This is a genomic window from Streptomyces sp. NPDC001410, assembly GCF_042895235.1.
GTDB lineage: Bacteria > Actinomycetota > Actinomycetes > Streptomycetales > Streptomycetaceae > Streptomyces.
On sequence record NZ_JBIAWE010000011.1, the window covers coordinates 255,698 to 274,788 of the forward strand.

16 protein-coding genes are annotated in these 19,091 nt (G+C 71.5%); 10 read left to right on the forward strand and 6 right to left on the reverse strand.

The genetic code is table 11. From position 1 onward, the window contains the following. Window positions 1-573: 573 nt before the first annotated feature. A complete protein-coding gene (glgX, locus tag ACFY3C_RS25380; protein WP_386575586.1) occupies window positions 574-2,712 on the reverse strand; it encodes a glycogen debranching protein GlgX in 2,139 nt (712 codons plus the stop codon). Between the two features lie 197 nt (window positions 2,713-2,909). Between glgX and ACFY3C_RS25385 the strand changes: the two genes are divergently transcribed. From ACFY3C_RS25385 to ACFY3C_RS25400, 4 genes are all read left to right on the forward strand, one after another. Further along, the gene (locus ACFY3C_RS25385; RefSeq protein ID WP_390772340.1) at window positions 2,910-3,722 is read left to right on the forward strand and encodes a Tat pathway signal sequence domain protein; all 813 of its coding nucleotides are present in this window, start codon (window positions 2,910-2,912) and stop codon (window positions 3,720-3,722) included. Window positions 3,723-3,783: 61 nt separating this feature from the next. After that, window positions 3,784-5,130 (forward strand): copper amine oxidase, encoded by a 1,347-nt coding sequence (locus tag ACFY3C_RS25390; RefSeq protein ID WP_390772341.1) that lies wholly within the window; start codon window positions 3,784-3,786, stop codon window positions 5,128-5,130. 103 nt (window positions 5,131-5,233) lie between these two features. Next, window positions 5,234-6,475 carry an SAV2148 family HEPN domain-containing protein gene (locus tag ACFY3C_RS25395; protein ID WP_390772414.1) on the forward strand — a complete coding sequence of 414 codons (1,242 nt, stop codon included), beginning with the start codon at window positions 5,234-5,236 and terminating at the stop codon, window positions 6,473-6,475. A 102-nt stretch (window positions 6,476-6,577) separates the two neighbouring features. Next, window positions 6,578-7,309: a 3'-5' exonuclease gene (locus ACFY3C_RS25400; protein WP_390772342.1), complete on the forward strand. Its 732-nt coding sequence runs from the start codon at window positions 6,578-6,580 to the stop codon at window positions 7,307-7,309. A gap of 10 nt (window positions 7,310-7,319) precedes the next feature. Here the strand turns inward: ACFY3C_RS25400 and ACFY3C_RS25405 are convergent, their stop codons facing one another. Both ACFY3C_RS25405 and ACFY3C_RS25410 read right to left on the reverse strand, forming a co-directional pair. Next, window positions 7,320-7,817, reverse strand: coding sequence for a YbaK/EbsC family protein (locus ACFY3C_RS25405; RefSeq protein WP_390772343.1), 498 nt, complete (start codon window positions 7,815-7,817; stop codon window positions 7,320-7,322). Then, complete coding sequence (locus ACFY3C_RS25410) at window positions 7,787-8,791, reverse strand: DMT family transporter (RefSeq protein ID WP_390772344.1); 1,005 nt, start codon at window positions 8,789-8,791, stop codon at window positions 7,787-7,789. Before ACFY3C_RS25410 ends, ACFY3C_RS25405 begins: the two co-directional genes overlap by 31 nt. A gap of 94 nt (window positions 8,792-8,885) precedes the next feature. Between ACFY3C_RS25410 and ACFY3C_RS25415 the strand changes: the two genes are divergently transcribed. Continuing rightward, window positions 8,886-9,794 (forward strand): LysR family transcriptional regulator, encoded by a 909-nt coding sequence (locus ACFY3C_RS25415; RefSeq protein WP_386575578.1) that lies wholly within the window; start codon window positions 8,886-8,888, stop codon window positions 9,792-9,794. A 23-nt stretch (window positions 9,795-9,817) separates the two neighbouring features. Here ACFY3C_RS25415 and ACFY3C_RS25420 read toward each other — a convergent pair whose 3' ends face one another. After that, window positions 9,818-10,681 carry a phosphotransferase enzyme family protein gene (locus ACFY3C_RS25420; protein ID WP_390772345.1) on the reverse strand — a complete coding sequence of 288 codons (864 nt, stop codon included), beginning with the start codon at window positions 10,679-10,681 and terminating at the stop codon, window positions 9,818-9,820. 118 nt (window positions 10,682-10,799) lie between these two features. Here ACFY3C_RS25420 and mgt point away from each other — a divergent pair, with 118 nt between their 5' ends. After that, window positions 10,800-11,999: a macrolide-inactivating glycosyltransferase gene (gene mgt / locus ACFY3C_RS25425; protein ID WP_386575575.1), complete on the forward strand. Its 1,200-nt coding sequence runs from the start codon at window positions 10,800-10,802 to the stop codon at window positions 11,997-11,999. Here mgt and ACFY3C_RS25430 read toward each other — a convergent pair. Together ACFY3C_RS25430 and ACFY3C_RS25435 are read right to left on the reverse strand one after the other, a co-directional pair. Continuing rightward, window positions 11,990-12,958, reverse strand: a complete 969-nt coding sequence (locus ACFY3C_RS25430) for a hypothetical protein (RefSeq protein WP_390772346.1) — start codon at window positions 12,956-12,958, stop codon at window positions 11,990-11,992. The genes mgt and ACFY3C_RS25430 overlap by 10 nt on opposite strands. A gap of 112 nt (window positions 12,959-13,070) precedes the next feature. Further along, on the reverse strand, window positions 13,071-15,323 hold the full coding sequence (locus ACFY3C_RS25435; RefSeq protein WP_390772347.1) for an MMPL family transporter: 2,253 nt from the start codon (window positions 15,321-15,323) through the stop codon (window positions 13,071-13,073). A 388-nt stretch (window positions 15,324-15,711) separates the two neighbouring features. Here ACFY3C_RS25435 and ACFY3C_RS25440 point away from each other — a divergent pair, with 388 nt between their 5' ends. From ACFY3C_RS25440 to ACFY3C_RS25455, 4 genes are all read left to right on the forward strand, one after another. Beyond that, window positions 15,712-16,263 carry a DUF1697 domain-containing protein gene (locus ACFY3C_RS25440; RefSeq protein WP_390772348.1) on the forward strand — a complete coding sequence of 184 codons (552 nt, stop codon included), beginning with the start codon at window positions 15,712-15,714 and terminating at the stop codon, window positions 16,261-16,263. 48 nt (window positions 16,264-16,311) lie between these two features. Next, window positions 16,312-17,331 (forward strand): ketopantoate reductase family protein, encoded by a 1,020-nt coding sequence (locus ACFY3C_RS25445; protein WP_386575569.1) that lies wholly within the window; start codon window positions 16,312-16,314, stop codon window positions 17,329-17,331. 128 nt (window positions 17,332-17,459) lie between these two features. Next, on the forward strand, window positions 17,460-18,371 hold the full coding sequence (locus ACFY3C_RS25450) for a sigma-70 family RNA polymerase sigma factor (protein ID WP_390772349.1): 912 nt from the start codon (window positions 17,460-17,462) through the stop codon (window positions 18,369-18,371). A 55-nt stretch (window positions 18,372-18,426) separates the two neighbouring features. Then, window positions 18,427-19,068 (forward strand): DsbA family protein, encoded by a 642-nt coding sequence (locus tag ACFY3C_RS25455; RefSeq protein WP_390772350.1) that lies wholly within the window; start codon window positions 18,427-18,429, stop codon window positions 19,066-19,068. Window positions 19,069-19,091: the final 23 nt, after the last annotated feature.

Here is a 19,091-nt window from a genome sequence, read left to right on the forward strand (position 1 = left end):
ACCCAGGCTGCATTGCACGGACAACACTGCGGGAAGGACGATGCCGGCCACGAAGGTGAGCAGCCAGGGGAGCCCGGCGGGGGCCTTGCCCAGCGCTTGACCACCCCGCGTGGTTATCAGCGCGGATTCCCTGAGCAGACGTGTGTCCCTACGGGAGTTGCTCCACCCGCCGGGGCGATGGTCAAGTTCCAGGGCCCGGGCCGCGCCGAGCAAGGCTTCGGTGACCGCAGCGGACTCAGGCGGCCGGGTGTGCATCGAGGCATCCAGCGCTTCAAGGACGGCACGAGCCCTCCGCGGCTCACCGGCAGCCAGGGCTGCCGCGGCCACGGCCCAGCTCCGGCCGGGCTCACGCGCGCCCTCCAGCCGCAGCGAGGCCGGATCCGGCCCATAGGGCAGTGGTAGCGGCAGACACAGCGACGATGGCAGGCCGTACGGTTGCGTCTCAGACACGAGCGGCACTCCTTGTCACGCTTCAGGACGGTAATCGTCCGACCAGACCGTGCGCATGATGCCGAATACCTGGACACTACCGGCGAGTACCAGTAAATCGCGTAAATGCACGACCCCTTGAACCTAGGCCGGCCGCTGCAGCACCGTCAGGCTCCGGTCCGGCAGGGCGATGCGGTCGCCGGCCGCGACCTTCGCTCCCGTTCCCGGCGGCATCCCCTCGGTGCGGGCCGTGTCGACGACGACCTGCCACTGCCGGCCGTGGTCGACCGGCACCAGGAAGTCCAGCGGCCCGGGTGAGGCGTTGAACATCAGCAGGAAGGAGTCGTCGGCGATCCGCTCCCCGCGCGGACCGGGCTCGGAGATCGCGTTGCCGTTGAGGAACACCGTCAGCGCGGACGCCTGCGCCGAGTCCCAGTCCCGCTGGGTCATTTCGGTGCCCTCGGGGGTGAACCAGGCGATGTCGGACAGCTCGTCGTGGGTGCCCTCCACCGGCCGCCCGTGGAAGAAGCGCCGCCTGCGGAACACCGGGTGGTCCCGGCGCAGCCAGACCATCGCGCGGACGAACTCCAGCAGGTCGCCGCCGTCCTCGTCCCCGTCCCGGCTCTCGTCCCCGTCCTCGGGCCAGTCCACCCAGGACAGCTCGTTGTCCTGGCAGTAGGCGTTGTTGTTGCCGCGCTGGGTGCGGGCGAACTCGTCGCCGTGGCTGATCATCGGCACGCCCTGGGAGAGCATCAGCGTGGCGGCGAAGTTGCGCATCTGGCGGGCGCGCAGCCCGAGCACGGCCGGGTCGTCGGTCTCGCCCTCGACGCCGCAGTTCCAGGACCGGTTGTGGCTCTCGCCGTCCCGGTCGTCCTCGCCGTTGGCCTTGTTGTGCTTGCCGTTGTACGAGACGAGGTCGTGCAGCGTGAAACCGTCGTGGCAGGTCACGAAGTTGATGGAGGCGAGCGGGCGGCGGCCGTCGTCCTGGTAGAGGTCCGAGGAGCCGGTCAGCCGGGAGGCGAACTCGGCGAGCGCCCGGGGCTCGCCCCGCCACAGGTCCCGGACGGTGTCGCGGTACTTGCCGTTCCACTCGGTCCACAGCGGCGGGAAGTTGCCCACCTGGTAGCCGCCCTCGCCCACGTCCCACGGTTCGGCGATCAGCTTCACCTGGGAGACCACCGGGTCCTGCTGGACCAGGTCGAAGAAGGACGAGAGCCGGTCCACCTCGTGGAACTGCCGGGCCAGGGTCGCCGCGAGGTCGAAGCGGAAGCCGTCGACGTGCATCTCGGTGACCCAGTAGCGCAGCGAGTCCATGATCAGCTGGAGGACGTGCGGGGACCGCATGAGCAGCGAGTTCCCGGTGCCCGTGGTGTCCGTGTAGTAGCGGGGATCGTTCGCGAGGCGGTAGTAGGACGGGTTGTCGAGGCCCTTGAAGGACAGCGTCGGGCCCAGGTGGTTGCCCTCGGCCGTGTGGTTGTAGACGACGTCCAGGATGACCTCGATGCCCGCCTCGTGCAGGGCACGGACCGCCGACTTGAACTCCAGGACCTGCTGGCCGCGGTCGCCCCAGGAGGCGTAGGCGTTGTGCGGGGCGAAGAAGCCGATGGTGTTGTAGCCCCAGTAGTTGCTCAGGCCCAGGTCGACCAGCCGGTGGTCGTTCACGAACTGGTGTACGGGCATCAGTTCCAGTGCCGTCACACCGAGCTTGGTCAGGTGTTCGATGATCGCCGGGTGCGCGAGCGCCGCGTACGTGCCGCGCAGCTCCTCCGGCAGGCCCGGGTGGCGCATGGTCAGGCCCTTCACATGGGCCTCGTAGATCACCGTGTGGTGGTACTCGGTGCGCGGGAGCCGGTCGTCGCCCCAGTCGAAGTACGGGTTGATCACCACCGAGGTCATGGTGTGCGGCGCCGAGTCCAGGTCGTTGCGCCGTTCCGGGGCGCCGAAGTGGTAGCCGTACACCTCCTCGCCCCACTGGACGGCCCCGCTGATCGCCTTCGCGTACGGGTCGAGCAGCAGCTTCGCCGAGTTGCAGCGCAGTCCGCGCTCGGGGGCGTACGGGCCGTGCACCCGGAACCCGTACCGCTGTCCCGGCATGACGCCCGGCAGGTACGCGTGCCGCACGAACGCGTCGCTCTCGCGCAGTTCCACCGCCGTCTCCGAGCCGTCGTCGTGCAGCAGACACAGCTCTACTCGGTCGGCGGCCTCCGTGAAGACCGCGAAGTTGGTTCCGGCGCCGTCATAGGTGGCGCCGAGCGGATACGCCTCGCCAGGCCAGACCTGCATGGACACGACTCTTCCAGGTGTGCCGCCCCGCCGGGGCCGCGTTGACTCCGAGTCTGCCCGAAAGTGAGGGAACCTCCTGTGACTTACGCCCCTCTTACCGGCCGACCAGTGCATGCGGCGAACGCACTACCTGCCGTGTGCCGAACCAGTGGGGCAGACACGTACTCCCGGGGACGTTGGGGGAGTAGGGGGAAGATGTGCGCGAGATAGTGCACCGCCATCTGGGCAAGGTGGTGGCGGGCGCGGCCCTGGCGGTGGCCGGGACCGCGGTGATGGTGGGGATCACGCTGCCAGGCACGGCAGGGGCCGACGAATCGGGAGGACCGGGCAACGGCACACAGGCCGCGCAGCAGGCTGGACAGGGCTCGGACGCGGTCCAGCCGGGTGTCGTGGAGCAGGCGCCCGCCGAGGGGAAGAAGGGCACGGGTCGTGACCCGCTGACCGACGACGAGATCAACCGCGTCGCGAAGCTGGCCATGAACCAGCAGCTGCTGAACACGGGCGAGAACGTCGACGGCGGCCGCGGCCCGCAGCGCCTGAGCGTCGACCTGGCCGACCCGGAAGCGAACGAACTGGACGACCCGAACGCGCCGCGCCGGGCCGACGTGACCTTCTACGACTACAAGACCGACACGCTCGTCACCAAGACGGTCGACCTGGACACCGGCAAGGTCGAGCACACCGGCACCCAGCACGGCGTCCAGCCGCCGCTGAGCCGTGCCGAGAACGCCGAGGCGGCGAAGCTGCTGATCGCCGACCCGCTGGGCGCGGACCTCAAGGCGGACTACAAGGACGCCACCGGCCACGAGCTGACCTCTCCGGACCAGCTGCTGCTCAACGGCGCCGTCTACCGGGCCACTTCGGGCGGCCAGCCCGCCGTGCTCGACAAGTGCGGTGAACACCGCTGTGTGCGGCTGTTCCCGAAGATCAAGAACGGCCCCTGGATCGACGCCCGGTGGCTGGTCGTCGACCTGAGCGCCGGCAAGGTCGCCAAGCTCGACCGCCGCTGAGCGACCGCAGCCCACCGTTCACTTTTCCAACTTGCTCGTCCTGCAAGGGAGCCTCTTCGTCATGCCCGTACAGCGTTCGATCAGCGGCCTCCGGCCGCGGAGAATCAGCCGTGCCCGCGCGCGGGCGGCCGTCGGCGTCACCGTGGCGGCACTGGCCGCCGGTGCGACGGCCGGTGCCGGACCGGCCGTCGCCCAGCCCAAGGCCGCGCCCGCGGCGGCCGCCGACTGCAGCGCGGCCTACAAGATCGAGCAGAAACTCTCCAGCGGCACCACCTGGCGGATGTGCTGGCGCTACGACAGCAAGGCCGGCCTCGTCCTGGAGAACGTCTCGTACCAGCCCAAGGGCGAGACCAAGCCGATCAAGGTCCTCAACAGCGCCCGCCTCGCCCAGATCGACGTCCCCTACGACGACGGCAGCGTCGAGTACGACGACCTGACCGGCTTCGGCTTCGCCCAGGGCCTGATGAACCTGGCGCCGGGCGAGTGTCCGGGCGGCACCATCAAGAGCGTTCGCGTCCCGGACGCCTGGGACCCGCAGCACCCGGACGTCAACGGCCTGTGCACGACCACGCGTTCGCGCGGCCACGCCTACCGCATGCAGGGCGACAGCGCCAACAAGGTCTTCCAGGCGCAGGGCAAGGACCTGCTCGTCTACACGGTCAACCAGGTCGGCTGGTACGAGTACATGACCGAGTGGCGCTTCCAGGACGACGGCACCGTCAACATGAACGTCGGCGCCACCGGCAGCCTGTCCTACGACGACTACGACGCCGGTGACGGGCGCGGCTGGCCGATCGGCAAGGGCGCCAAGGCCTCCGCCACCAGCCACAGCCACAACGTCTTCTGGCGGCTGGACTTCGGCCTCGACGGCTCCTCCAAGACGAAGGTCGAGCAGTACGACTCGGCCGTCACCGCCCCAGCCCACGGCCAGCAGGCGCCCACCAACAAGACCACCCGCACCAAGGTCACCAAGGAACTCGCGGGGGACTCCAAGACCTACCGCTGGTGGCGGATGGTCAGCGCGACCGGCAAGAACAAGGACGGGCACGCCCGTTCGTACGAGATCGTCCCCGGCCCCACCACGAAGTACCCGGGCCGCAGCTTCACCAAGCACGACGTGTACTTCACCGAGTACAACAAGTGCGAGCAGTTCGCCAGCAACAACCCGGGCGCCTGCCCGGCCGGGGCGGGCAAGTCCGTCGACAAGTGGGTCAACGGCCAGACGCTCACTCACCCGGTGGTCTGGATGAACGTCGGCTTCCATCACATTCCCCGGGACGAGGACCAGCAGCCCATGCCGATCCACTGGCAGGGCTTCGCCATCTCCCCGAGGGACGTCACGGCTATGAATCCGCTCACTCCGGACGCGCTGGCGTGGCAGAACGGCCACTGGCGGCCGCGTAGTTGAGAAACCGACCTGTCCATCCGGCTGCACCGCCGACCGCTCCCGGAGTACCCTTCCTTGATCGTTGAGACGGGGAAGGCCCGGGGTGGCGGAAGGCGGTGCACGGGTGGGCTCGGGAGGGCTGGAGCTGCCCCCTGGTGACGAGGGTCACGAGGGAAACTCCACAGACGTCCCGCCCGGCGCGGTGTCCCTGGCCCGCCCGATGGACGCGACAGGGTCCATCGGGCCGGAACTGGACTGGGACGCCGACGCCTGGCTCGAGGTGCGCACCCGCGCCCAGCGGGCCGGCCGGGCCTACATCTGGCTGAACCTCGTCGAACAGCGGCTGCGCGCGGTCGTGGCCGCCGTGCTGCGCCCCATCTACGAACCCGTCCACGGCGACGAGTGGGTGGTGGCCGCGGCCGGGCCCGCCGGACAGGAGTGGGTGCAGCGGGCGGTCGCCGTCCGCGAGGTCAGCCGCCGCAAGGGCTATCTGCTCGACCCTGCCGACGACAACGTGCTCAGCTTTCTCACGCTGCCGCAGCTGCGCGAGCTGATGGTGCAGCACTGGCCGTGCTTCGAGCCGTACTTCGACGAGCGCCGCGACCTCGAACTCGCCCTGGACGAGCTGGAGGTGACCCGTAACGTCGTCTCCCGCAACCGGGCCCTGTCCGGGGCGGTCCTGGACCAGGCCGAGCGGGCCTCGGCCCGGCTGCTGGAGACGCTGGGCGCGGGCGGCGACGTGCCCTCCGCGCGCCGGCTGCCGGTCGACGCGGTCGAGGACCTGGTCGGCGACCGGTACGCGGACGTCGTCGCCGTCCACCCCGACCGGGTGCGTCTGATGCGCCAGTTCCCGGCCGAGGACATCTTCGGGGGCGCCCGCCGCCTCGACGCCATCGGCATCGGCCTCAACCTGCTGGTGCAGAACTTCTCCGGACGCCGCCTGGTCCGGCTCGCCGAGTCCGGCTGCCGGGTGCGGCTGCTCTTCCTCAACCCGGCCTCCAGCGCGGTGAAGCGCCGTGAGCGCGAACTCGGGATGAAACGGGGCGAACTGAGCCGGTCCGTCGAGATGAACATCCTGCACATGCGCCGGGTGCGGTCCCGGCTGCGCGACCCCGGCGCCTTTGAGATCCAGGTCTACGACGAGACACCCCGCTTCACCGCCTACCTGGTGGACGGCGACGGCGCCGACGGCATCGCCGTGGTGCAGTCCTATCTGCGCGGGGCGCGCGGGATGGAGTCGCCGGTGCTGGTGCTGCGCAACGGCAGCCGGCTGGTCAAGTCGGACGATGTTGTCGAACCCGGACTCTTCCCGACATACCGCGAGGAATTCGAGCTGGCCTGGGTGGATTCGCGCCCGGTGTCCTGAGCCGTCCACCCCGGCAAGCGGAGCGCGGCCCTCGGATTGTCAGTGCCGCGTGCGATGGTGGAGGCCACTGGGGGAAAGCACCACCAAGAAGGGGGGCCGCCCATGGGCTGGCACCGGGAGCTGCTGATCGGCTTCGACCTGGAGACGACCGGGACCGATCCGCACGAGGCGCGCATCGTGACCGGCGCGGTGATCGAGGTCAGGGCCGGTGAGCCCCTGGGGCGCCGGGAATGGCTGGCGGATCCGGGCGTGGAGATCCCGGCCGACGCGGTCGCGGTCCACGGCATCAGCAACGAACGCGCGGCCGCCGAGGGCAGCCCCGCCGACCAGGTCGCCGACGCCATCGCGGACGTCCTGGTCTCCTACTGGAAGACGGGTGTCCCGGTCGTCGCCTACAACGCGGCCTTCGACCTCACCCTGCTCTCCGCGGAGCTGCGCAGGTACGGCCTGCCGTCGCTCTCCGACCGGCTCGGCGGCCCCGCCCCGGCCCCGGTCGTCGATCCCTACACCATCGACCGCTGGGTCGACCGCTACCGCCGCGGCAAGCGGAACCTGGAAGCGGTCTGCGCCGAGTACGGCATAGTCCTCGACGCCGCCCACAACGCCTCGGCCGACGCCCTCGCCGCGGCCCGGCTCGCCTCCGCGATAGCCGACCGCCACCCGAAGATCGCGTCCCTGGGCCCGGCGGAACTGCACCGCAGACAGATCGACTGGTACGCCGAGTGGGCGGCGGACTTCCAGGCGTTCCTGCGCCGCAAGGGGGATGCGGACGCGGTGGTCGACGGGGTGTGGCCGCTGCGGGAGCCGGCGGGTCTGGCGGACGAGAAGGTCTGAGCCGGGCAGGTCAGGCAGGCGCGGGGCTCGCGATGCGGGCCACCCGCGGGCCGGCGAGCCGCGCGTAGTCGGTGCCGGTGAGACAGAGCGAGCGGTCGAGCCGGGCGGCGTTGAAGAACAGCCGCGGCCGGGCGACGACGTCCGGGTCGGCGACGAGTTCGAGTTCGGGATCGAAGCTGAACGGCAGCACGGTGCCGGGCACCGAGCGGGCGAGCCGCTCTGCGGTCTCGGCGTCGCTGAAGCCGACGTACCGGGCCTCGAACAGGGCCCGCACGGCATCCAGATCCACCCGTCGGTCCCCGGGGACGACCGCGAGGACGTGGTGCGTGGTGCGGCGGTCGACCTTGACCCGCAGCACGATGCACTTCGCGGCCTCGCTCACCGGATGGCCGCGCAGCGCGCTGACGGTCTCGGTGGCGCCCTCGGGCGCGTGGTCGATGAGGCGGTAGTCGACGCGGGAGGCGTCGAGCAGGTCGATCAGCTGCTGGTAAGTGTCGTGGTCCGGCATGGGGCCTCTTCTCCTGTCCTCTCAGGGGATGCGGCGGGCGCGGATGCGTCGGCTGGTTCGGTGGTACCGGGACCGAGGGCGGTCGCGGCGTTCTCGGCGGTCCGGTGGGCGCGTTCCACGGCCTGGCCCCAGTAGGTGCCGGTGACCATCAGGGCCGCACCCAGGGCGGTGAGCGGGGTGAGATGTTCGCCGCCGAGGGCGATGCCCACCGCCGCGGCCCAGACGGGCTCGGTGCCGAGCAGCAGGCTGGCCCGGCTGGCGGAGGTGCGCTGCACCGCCCAGGTCTGGACGAGGAAGGCGAACACGCTGCAGAAGAGGGCGAGATAGACCAGCTGGGTCCAGGTCGCCGCGTCGGCTCGGGCCAGCGCCGGAAGGCCGCGGGCGGCGGGTACGAGGAACAGCGCGGTGCCGACCAAGGTCTGCACCGTCGTCAGGTGCAGCGGGCGGATCGCCCGGCCCGCGGTGAGCCGGCCCACGAGGGCCACGTGCACCGCCCGCACGCAGGCCGCGGCGAGCATCAGCAGGTCCCCGAGGCGAGGCGCGTGGAAGCCGTTTCCGGACATGAGCAGACCGACGGCCAGGACACACACGCCGGCCGCGGCGAAGAAGGCGGGAGGCGGACCGCCGCGGCGCCCGGCGCGGTCGAGGAGCGGGGTGAGCACGATGGTGAGGCTGATGATCAGACCCGCGTTGGCGGCCGTGGTGTGGGCGACGCCGTACGTCTCCACGACCAGGACGGCGGCCTGGGTGACGCCGAGCGGCAGCCCCACGCGCACCTCGTCGCGGGTCCACCCGCGCAGACCGCCCCGGGCGGCGACGAGACCGAGGCAGGGCAGCGCGGCGAGGGCGTAGCGCGCGAAGAGGACGAGGAGGACGGGCAGGGCGCTCGCCGCCGTCTGGGCGGACAGATAGCTGGAACCCCAGACGAGCGCGACGAGCAGGAGTACCGCGTCGGTACGGCGGGCGTCGGTCACCCGCCCACGATGCACCGCCGGGGTATCTGAAGCCCAGAACCACTTTCTTAAACGATCTTTTAGCTGGCCTACATCGTCGTCCTACACTGACGGCGTGGACGAACGGCAGCTGAGGATCCTGCGGGAGCTGGGCGAGCTGGGCAGTGTCACCGCGGTCGCCGAGGCGCTGCTGGTGACGCCGTCTGCGATCTCGCAGCAGCTACGGCTGCTGCAGCGCTCGATCCCCGTGCCGCTCACCGAACGGCAGGGGCGGCGCCTGGTGCTCACCGACGCCGGGCAGGCGCTGGCGGACGCGGCCGTCGAGGTGGAGTCGGCGCTGGCAAGGGCCCGGCACGCGGTCGAGGAGTTCGCCGGCAGGCCGGACGGCGAGGTGTCGGTGGCGGCGTTCCACAGCGCGGGCGCGGCGTTCTTCCCGCTGCTGCTGCGCGGCCTCGCCGGGCCGGGCGCGCCGACGGTGGCGCTCGCCGACGAGGACGTACCGCAGGAGGACTTCCCCCGGCTGACCCGCGCCTACGACCTCGTCCTCGCCCACCGCCTGGTCCATGCCCCGCCCTGGCCGCGCACGGTGACCGTGACCACCCTGCTGCACGAGCCGCTCGACGTGGCGATGCCGGCCGGGCATCCGCTCGCCGCCAAGCGGCGGGTGACCCCGCGCGATGTCGCCGACCTGCCGTGGATCACCGTGCACGACGGGTTCCCGGTCATGGCCACCATCGAGGCCATCGCCGCGGCGGCCGGCCGACGGCTCCGTCTGGCCCATCGCATCAACGAGTTCGCGGTGGTCGCCGAGGCCGTCGCCGCCGGGGGCGGGATCGCGCTGATGCCGCGCTGGACCATGCGCCCGCATCCGGCACTGGTCCTCCGGCCGCTCAGCGGCGTCCAGGCCACACGGGACATCGACGTCCTGTGCCGCCCCGAGCGCACGGCCAGAAAGGCGGTCCGCACGGTCCTGACGGAACTGAGGCGGGCAGCACGCACGATCCAGGGCGAAGAGACTCCCTGAGGGGCACGGGGTTCGACCGGCGCTCAGAACGGATACCACCGCACCGTTTCGTCCCCCTCCCGCAGGGACGCCACCCGGCGCTCGAACTCGGCCAGCGCCTTGGGGTTGCTCGGCGCGTGCTGGGCCACCCACGCACAGCTGGCCGTCTCCCGGGCCCCGCGGAGCACCCCGCAGCCCTCCCACTCCCGTACGTCCCAGCCGTAGGCCTCGGTGAAGGAGCCGTACGCCTCGGCGGGCAGGCCGTAGCGGTCGCGGGAGAGGGCCATGACCACCAGGTCGTGCTCGCGCAGGTCGGCGGAGAAGGTCTCCAGGTCGACCAGGACCGGGCCGTCGGGGCCGACGTGCACGTTGCGGGGCAGCGCGTCGCCGTGGATCGGCCCCGGCGCCAGACGGGGCGTCAGCGCGGCCGCGGCCGCGGCGAAGCCGTCCCGGCGGGCCCGCAGGTAGGCCGCGTCCTCGGGGTCGATCGCGGTGCCCGCGAGCCGCAGCCAGCGCTCCACACCGCCCAGCAGATCGCGGGGCGGCAGCGTGAAGGGGGGCAGGGGGAGAGCGTGCACGGTCCGCAGCAACTGCGCGAGATCCCGGGGTTCGGCCGGTCGTACGGGGTCGGCCAGCCGGTGCCACACGGTCACCGGGTGCCCCTCGACCAGCAGCGGCTTCGGCTCGGCCGCCCGCACCGCGGGTACGTCCGCCTCGGCCAGCCAGCCGGCGATGTCCAGCTCGCGCCGGGCCCGCTCCAGCAGTTCGGCGTCACGGCCCACCTTGACGACGAGGTCGCCCGCCGCGAACACCGCGTTCTCACCGAGGGCGAGGAGCCGCGCGTCCCGCACCGGGCCCGGCAGCACCTTCGCCGCGGCCAGTACGTCCCGCGCCCGTGCCTCGTCCATCGTCCGCCTCCGTGCCGTTCGTCCCGTGCCCTGCGTGTCCGGTCGTCGGCAAGTCTCGCATTCGCCTCCGCCGAAATTCGATTGAACGAGACGTTTCGTCTCGCCTAGCCTCGGCGGCATGAACGCACCTGCCCACATCGCCATGTTCTCCATCGCCGCCCACGGACATGTGAACCCCAGCCTGGAGGTGATCCGTGAACTCGTCGCCCGGGGGCACCGGGTGACGTATGCCATTCCGCCCGCCTTCCTGGAGAAGGTGGCCACGACGGGGGCCCGGCCCGTGCCGTACACCTCCACGCTGCCCGGGCCCGACGCCGACCCGGAGGCCTGGGGGAGCACCCTGCTGGACAACGTGGAACCCTTCCTGGAGGACGCGATCCAGGCGCTGCCACAGCTGATCCGGGCCTACGACGGTGACGAGCCCGACCTCGTCCTGCACGACATCGCCTCCTACCCGGCCCGCGTTCTGGCCCACCGCTGGGGCGTCCCCGCGATCTCCCTCTCGCCGAACCTCGTGGCCTGGGAGGGATATGCGGAGGAGGTCGCCGAGCCCATGTGGGCGGAACCGAAGAAGACCGAGCGCGGGCAGGCCTACTACGCCCGCTTCGAGGCCTGGCTGGCCGAGAACGGGATCACCGAGCACCCGGACTCGTTCGTCGGCCGTCCCGCCCGCTCCCTGGTCCTGATCCCGAAGGCGCTCCAGCCGAACGCCGACCGGGTCGACGAGCGCGTGCACACCTTCGTCGGCGCCTGCCAGGGCGACCGTGCCGACCAGGGCGACTGGCAGCGGCCGGCCGGCGCCGAGAAGGTGGCCCTGGTCTCCCTCGGCTCGGCCTTCACCAGGCAGCCCGCCTTCTACCGCGAGTGCGTGCGCGCCTTCGCGGACCTGCCCGGCTGGCACCTGGTCCTGCAGATCGGCCGGCATGTCGACCCCGCCGAGCTGGGCGACGTACCCGGCAACGTCGAAGTGCACAGCTGGGTCCCGCAGTTGGCGGTGCTGCGGCAGGCCGACCTGTTCGTCACGCACGCCGGCGCGGGCGGCAGCCAGGAGGGGCTGGCCACCGCCACGCCGATGATCGCCGTACCGCAGGCCGCCGACCAGTTCGGCAACGCCGACATGCTCCGGTCCCTCGGCGTCGCCCGTCGCCTGGCCACCGAGGAGGCCACTGCCGACCGCCTGCGCGAAGCAGCCCTCGCCCTGTCCGGCGACCCGGAGGTGGCCCGGCGCCTGAAGGAGATCCAGGCGAGCATGGCCGAGGAAGGCGGCACCCGGCGGGCGGCCGACCTGATCGAGGCCGGGCTGCGCCGTCAGAGGTAGCCGGACTCGTCGAGCCGTGCCTTGTAGACGATCGGGGAGGCGACACGGTCGAGCTCCATCGGCCGGGCGATTGCGGTCCGATTGAAGTGCACGTACTTCGTGCCGAATTCGCTGCCCGCCGATTCCGCGGCGCCGGTCCACATCTGCTCGCCGGAGACGTGGTGGACGTACGACTTCACCTTGTGCCGGGAGTGCAGCCGGGCCGGTTTCCGGGTGGCCTTGTCGTAGACGTAGACACCGTTGGTGTCCGTGAACAGCAGGCGGCCGGGGTTCGTGTAGTCCGGCTGGACGTCGTGCCCGCGGGTGACTTTCACCCTGTGGTCGGGATCGGCGACCAGCTTGGCGGAGCTCGCCGTGGTCACGATGCGGTACGCCTGGAGCACGCTGCCGCCGATGACCCACATCCGCTCCAACTGCGGATCCCACAGCACGCCGTGCGCCTGGAAGAAGTCGAACTTCTGGGCCAGGACGAGGGAGTTGCTGTGGCGGTCGGTGGGCCGGTAGACGTAGATCTTCCCGCCCGGCGTAGCGCCTGAGTCGCCGTGCGGCGCGGGCCCCCTGCTCCGGCCCGCCACGACGACCACGCCGGTGCCCCGGGCCCGCTCGATGCCGTGCAGGTAGGTGTCCAGCCGGGCCGACCACAGCAGCTCGTTGTCCCGGCGCCTGCGAATGCTCGCCACCCCGCTGTCCCGGCTCCCGGCCGCGATCAGCAGCACCGGCCCGTCGCCGTCGGTGACGCGCGGTCGGTGGTCCATGGGATGACCGCCGCCCGGCTTGAACGACCACTTCGCGTTGGCGGTGGTGAACCGCTTGTTGCGGTCGAAGCGGTAGATCCTGCCGGTACTGATCTCGCCGACGAACACGTCGAACGCCGCCGGTGCCGCGCTCGTCGGTGCCGCACCCAGCAGCCCGGCGGCCGGCGCGGTCAGCGCGCCCTTCAGCAGACTCCGCCTGTCCATGTGATGTCCTCCCCCGTGTCGGACGATGGGCATGGTCCGGACGGCTAAGAGGACGCGACAGGGCCCGTCGGTTCCCCCCGGAAACCAACGGGCCCTGTGTCAACAGGCGGAATCAGACACTCAGTCGCTCGCCCTCACCGCGCACCGGGGGCGCCGCGACCGGCTCCGGCGACTCGTCGTGGGTGAGGTCGGGCAGCCGGTGCAGCCACTTCGGCAGGTACCAGTTGCGCTCGCCGAGCAGCGCCATCACGGCCGGCAGCAGCACACCGCGGATGATCGTCGCGTCGATGAGGACGGCGGCGGCCAGGCCCACGCCCATCTGCTTCATGGACTGCATGGACAGCGTGCCGAAGATCGCGAACACGGCGACCATGATGACCGCGGCGCTGGTGACGACACCGGCCGTGGTGACCACGCCGTGCTGGATGGCCTCCTTCGTCGTACGGCCGCGCATCCGTGCCTCGCGGATCCGGGAGACCACGAACACGTGGTAGTCCATGGACAGGCCGAACAGGATCACGAAGAGGAACAGCGGCAGCCAGGTGACGACCGCACCCACGCCCTCCGCGCCCACCAGCGAGGCACCCCAGCCGTGCTGGAAGACGGCGACGAGGATGCCGTAGGCGGCGCCCACCGACAGCAGGTTGAGCAGGATCGACGTGATCGCGACGGTCAGCGAGCGGAACGACAGCAGCATCAGCAGGAAGGCGAAGACGACCACGAACGCGAAGACCGGGACGACCGAGCCGAGCAGCTGGTCGTTGAAGTCCTTGTTGCCCGCGACCTGACCGGTGACCGGCGCATCGAGGCCCTCGACCTTGCCGAGCGTGGCGGGCCGTACCTCGTCACGCAGCTTGTCCAGGCTCTTGACCGCATGGTCCATGTCGGAGCCGCCGACCAGCGGCACGGAGACCAGGGCGACGTTCTGCGCCTCGTGCACCTTGATGTCGACCGGGCCGCGCGAGGCGCCCGAGGAGATCGCCTGCTGCTTGAAGTCGGCCAGCGCCCGCCGCACCTCGGGTGCGTTGATGTCCTTGGCCTTGACGATCACCTGGGCGGGCTCGGAACCGCCCGGGAACGCGTCGTTGATGCGGTTGTAGGTCTGCACGATCGGCAGCGTGTCGCCGAACTCCTGGTCCAGCGTGAGCTGCTGGGTCTTCATGCCCAGCGCGGGCGCGGCCACCGCGAGCAGCGCGCCGGCCGCGACGACGACGGAGATCACGGGCCTCGCGAGCACGCCCCGCAGGACGGCCGTCCAGAACCGGCTCTCCGCGGGCGCGCCCTGCCGGCGCCGACGCCGGCCCAGGAACGGGATCCGGCCCTTCTCGACCCGGTGGCCCAGCAGCGAGAGCAGCGCGGGCAGCACCGTCACCGAGCCGACCATGGCCACGGCCACCACCATCAGGGAGGCCAGGCCCATCGCCTCGAACGTGGCGAGACCCGTGAACAGCATGCCCGCCATGGCCACGCACACCGTGACACCGGAGACGATGACCGCGCGGCCGCTGGTGGCGGCGGCGATCCTGAGCGCGGTGCCCGGGTCCCGCCCGGCGTCCCGTTCCTCGCGCTCGCGGCGCAGGTAGAACAGGCAGTAGTCGACGCCGACGGCCATACCGACCAGCAGCATCACGGAGTTGGCGGTGTCGCTCATCGGCTGCACATGGCTGACCAGGCCCATCAGACCCATCGTCGCCATGATCGCGGTGATCGCCAGACCTACCGGCAGCAGCGCGGCCACCAGCGCGCCGAAGGCGATCAGCAGGATGCCGAGGGCCACCGGCACCGCCGAGTACTCGGCCTGCTGGAAGTCGTTCCCGAAGGCGTCGTCGTACTGCTTCTTCATGCTGGCGCCGCCGATCTCCTCGATCCGCAGCGAGCCGTGGTCCTTCTGGACCCCGGCCACGGCCTTCAGCACCGGTTCGACCCGATCGGCGGCGGTGTCCGCGTCGCCCCGCATGTCGAACTGCACCAGCGCGCTGCGGCCGTCCCGGGAGATGGTGCGGGTGTCGTACGGCGACGTCACGTTGACGACCTTGCCGGTGGCGCCGACGGCCTTGACGACGTCGGTGACGGCGGCCCGGAACTCGCCGCTCGTGGCCTTCGCGGCGCCGTCCTTGGACTGGATCAGCACGGTCTCCCCGGCCGGCTGCTCGATGCCCGCGTCGTCGATGATGCGTGCGGCGGTGTGCGTCTCGCCCTTGAGCTGGTCGCTCTCGTCCACGTCGACCCGGCCGGCCGCCGAGCCGAGTCCCATGGCCAGGACGACGAACAACACCCATATGCCGACGGCGGCCCAGCGGTGCCGGGCGCTCCAGCCGCCGGCGCGGGCGGCCAGGCCCCGCACGCGCACGTCCGTGTTCCCCATGACGGGATGTCCCCCTCGTGTGCGGTGACGGCCCCCTGCCGCCACGTCTTCACTTGCTTCACTTCGACGGTATGGGCCGGGTAAGGACGTCTCGTCGTGCTGCCCGGTGAAGTGTCGAGTGCCCGGGTCACCGCTGGGGAGGACCACGGCCCCTTACATCTATCGGGGTTGTCGCGGCCGGCTCTCGGGGGCGGGACTCAGGGATGTCCGATCCGCCGACAGAGATCCACTTTGTGATTACGAAAGGTTGTTGAACAAGTCACAGCTGCATTCAGGAGTTGATCCGCACCCTCCGGATCGGACAGAGTTTCGCGCAGCCCGGCGTACGCACGGGTACGGCCGCCGTGCCCACCCCCACGGGGCACGGCGGCCGATCTAGGCTGGCCGTATGACGACCTATGCGGCGCTGCTGCGCGGAATCAACGTCGGCGGCAGCAAGAAGCTCCCGATGGCCGATCTGCGCACGCTCATGACCGGCCTCGGCCACGACGGCGTACGGACCCATCTGCAGAGCGGGCAGGCCGTCTTCACCACCGACCGGGGCGACGAGGAGTCCCTGGCGGCCGAGTTGGCCCGGGCCATCGAGGAGCGGTTCGGCTTCCCGGTCGACGTGATCGTGCGCGAGCACACCTATCTGCGGGCGGTGGCCGACGCCTGCCCGTTCCCCGCCGCCGAACTGGAGGCCAGGCAACTGCACGTCACCTACTTCAACGCACCGGTCACCGCGGAGCGCTTCGCGGAGATCGACCCCGCCGCCCATCTCCCCGAGGAGTTCCGCCTCGGCGACCGGTGTCTGTACCTGTACGCCCCGGACGGCCTCGGCCGCTCCAAGCTCGCCGAGGCCCTGTCCCGGCCGCGGATCACCAAGGGCGTCATCGCCACCAGCCGGAACTGGAACACCGTGCTCAAACTGGTCGAGTTGACCGCTCCGGAAGGGTGACGGGAGCCCCGGGCCGAGGGCGACGGCCGGTGTGCGAGGCTCTGTCCCATGCGCTACGTCATCATCGGGGCAGGGGCGGTCGGCGGCACCGTCGGCGGGCGGCTGGCCCAGGCCGGGCGTGAGGTCGTGCTCGTCGCCCGTGGCCGGCACCTGGCGGCACTCGCCGAGCGGGGGCTGAGGCTGCGGGTACCGGAGGGCGAGTCGACGTACCGGCTGCCCGCCGTCGACGGACCGGACCCGCTCGGCGAACTGCGCGCCGACGACGTCCTCGTCCTGGCCGTGAAGACACAGGACACCGTGGCCGCCCTGGAGACCTGGGGCGAGGCCCCGGTCGCGGGCGGCGGGACGGCGGCGGAGCAGCTGCCGCTGGTGTGCCTGCAGAACGGCGTGGAGAGCCCGCGTCTGGCACTGCGCCGCTTCCGTCACGTGTACGGTGTCTGCGTCTGGCTGCCCTCGACCTTCGTGGAACCCGGAGTCGTCTCCGCCGCCGGCACCCCGCTCACCGGCATCCTGCACCTGGGCCGGTATCCGCACGGCACCGACGACACCGCCCGGCGCATCGCCGCCGACCTGGCGGCCGCCCGCTTCGAGGCGCCGGTCGTGCCGGACGTGGCCCGCTGGCAGTACGCCAAGCTGCTCGGCAACCTCGGCAACGCCCTGGAGGCCGTCAGCGGTCCTGTCGACAACGAGCAGGCCATGGCCCTGTACACGAGGGTGCGGGCCGAGGGGGAGGCCGTGCTCGACGCCGCCGGGATCGCGTACGCGAGCGCCGAGGAGCAGAAGGAGGCACGCGGGGACAAGGTCACCCTGGTCCCGCTCGACGGGGCCCCGCGCGGCGGCGGCTCCTCCTGGCAGTCCCTCGTCCGCGGCACCGGCACCATCGAGGCCGACCACCTCAACGGCGAGATCGTCCTTCTCGGCCGTCTGCACGGCGTACCGACCCCGCTGAACGAACTGCTGCAGCGCCTCGCCAACCGGTTCGCCCGGGAACACCGGCCGGCGGGCTCCCTGCCGGTCGCGGAGCTGGTACGACTGGCCGACGAGGCGGAGCGGGCGGCTGACCGGTGAGCGGCCGACCGGTGTGCGACTGACCGGTGTGCAGCTGATTGCAAAGGCGGTTGATCTTCCGGCCGGGTTGGCGTTTCGTGTCCCGCGGGCTCGCGACGCGCGGGCGTGCAGGAAGGGACGGGGGCACGGTGGACGGCGTCACACAGGACAGCGCACGGCTTGCGGCACGGTTCGAGGCGGACCGGCCGCATCTCGCGGCCGTGGCGTACCGGTTGCTCGGCTCGGCCGTCGAGGCGGACGACGCCCTGCAGGACGCCTGGCTGCGCGTCCAGCAGGCCGACCTCGGTGAGGTCGAGAACCTCACCGGCTGGCTGACCACGGTAGTGACCCGGGTGTGCCTGAACCAGTTGCGCACGCGCCGCAACCGCCGGGAGGACCCCCTCGACCACCGGGATCCGGACGCGGCCCCCGGCGGCGAGGCGGGCGACCCGGCCCGTGAGGCGCTGCTGGCCGACGAGGTCGGCGTCGCCCTGCTCGTCGTCCTGGACACCCTGGCCCCCGCCGAGCGGGTCGCCTTCGTCCTGCACGACCTGTTCGCCGTGCCCTTCGACGACATCGCCCCGCTGCTGGAGAAGACCCCGGCCGCCACCCGGCAGCTGGCCAGCCGGGCCCGCCGCCGGGTCCGGGGCCGGACCCCCGCGTCCACCGCGGACGCGGGCCGCCGCCGGGAGGCCGTCGAGGCCTTCCTGGCCGCGACCCGGTGCGGCGACTTCGCGGCCCTGGTCGCCCTGCTCGCCCCGGACGTGGTGCTGCACGCCGACGCCCGGGTCGTCCCCACCCCCGAACCGATCACGGTCCACGGCGCCGAGCCGGTCGCCCGGGGCGCCATGGCCGCCGTGGCCCGCGCCCAGTTCACCGGCCTCGCCCTGCTGGACGGCCGGTTCGGCCTGGTCATGGCGCCGCACGGCCGGCCGCGGGTGGTCCTGGCCTTCACCTTCGACGACGACGGCCGGATCACCAGGGTCGAGGTCGTCGCCGAGCCGGACCGCCTGCGGGAGATCGAGATCACCGCCCCGGGAGAGCCGGAAGTGGACCACTGAAGGAGAATCGAATTGGGTCGGGATTCTGCACCATTGGCGGACTAGCGTCGGCGCCATGACGCGCAGCGAGAACAGCCGTACGACGAGCCCCGACCCGACCCGTGTCGACTTCTACTTCGACCCCGCCTGCCCCTTCGCCTGGATCACCTCCCGCTGGCTGCTGGAGGTCGAGCGCACCCGGCCGCTCGACCTCCGCTTCCACGCCATGAGCCTGTACCTGCACAACATCGGCAACGAACTCCCGGACTGGTACCGGGACTTGGTCGACCGCTCGATCGGCCCGGTCCGGGTCGCCGTGGCCGCCGCCGAGCGGCACGGCGAGAAGGTGCTGCGCGACCTGTACACCGCGTTCGGCACCCGGATCCACGAGCGGGGGATCAAGGACTTCGACACCGTGATCGCCGAGTCCCTGGACGAACTCGGGCTCCCCGTCGACCTGTTGGCCGCCGCGCACGACCCGGCGTACGACGACGCGGTGCGCCGCAGCCACGAGGCGGGCGCCGAACCGGACTCGGGCGACTACGTGGGCACGCCCACGATCCATGTCGACGGCACCGTGTGGTTCGGCCCCGTCCTGCGCGCGATTCCGCGCGGTGCCGAGGCGGCCGAACTCTTCGACAGCTTCCGGGTGTTGGCCCACCACCCCGACTTCTTCGAACTCAAGCGCACCCGCACGGGAGCACTCCGCTTCGACTGATCGGACCTGCGCGGCAATTGACA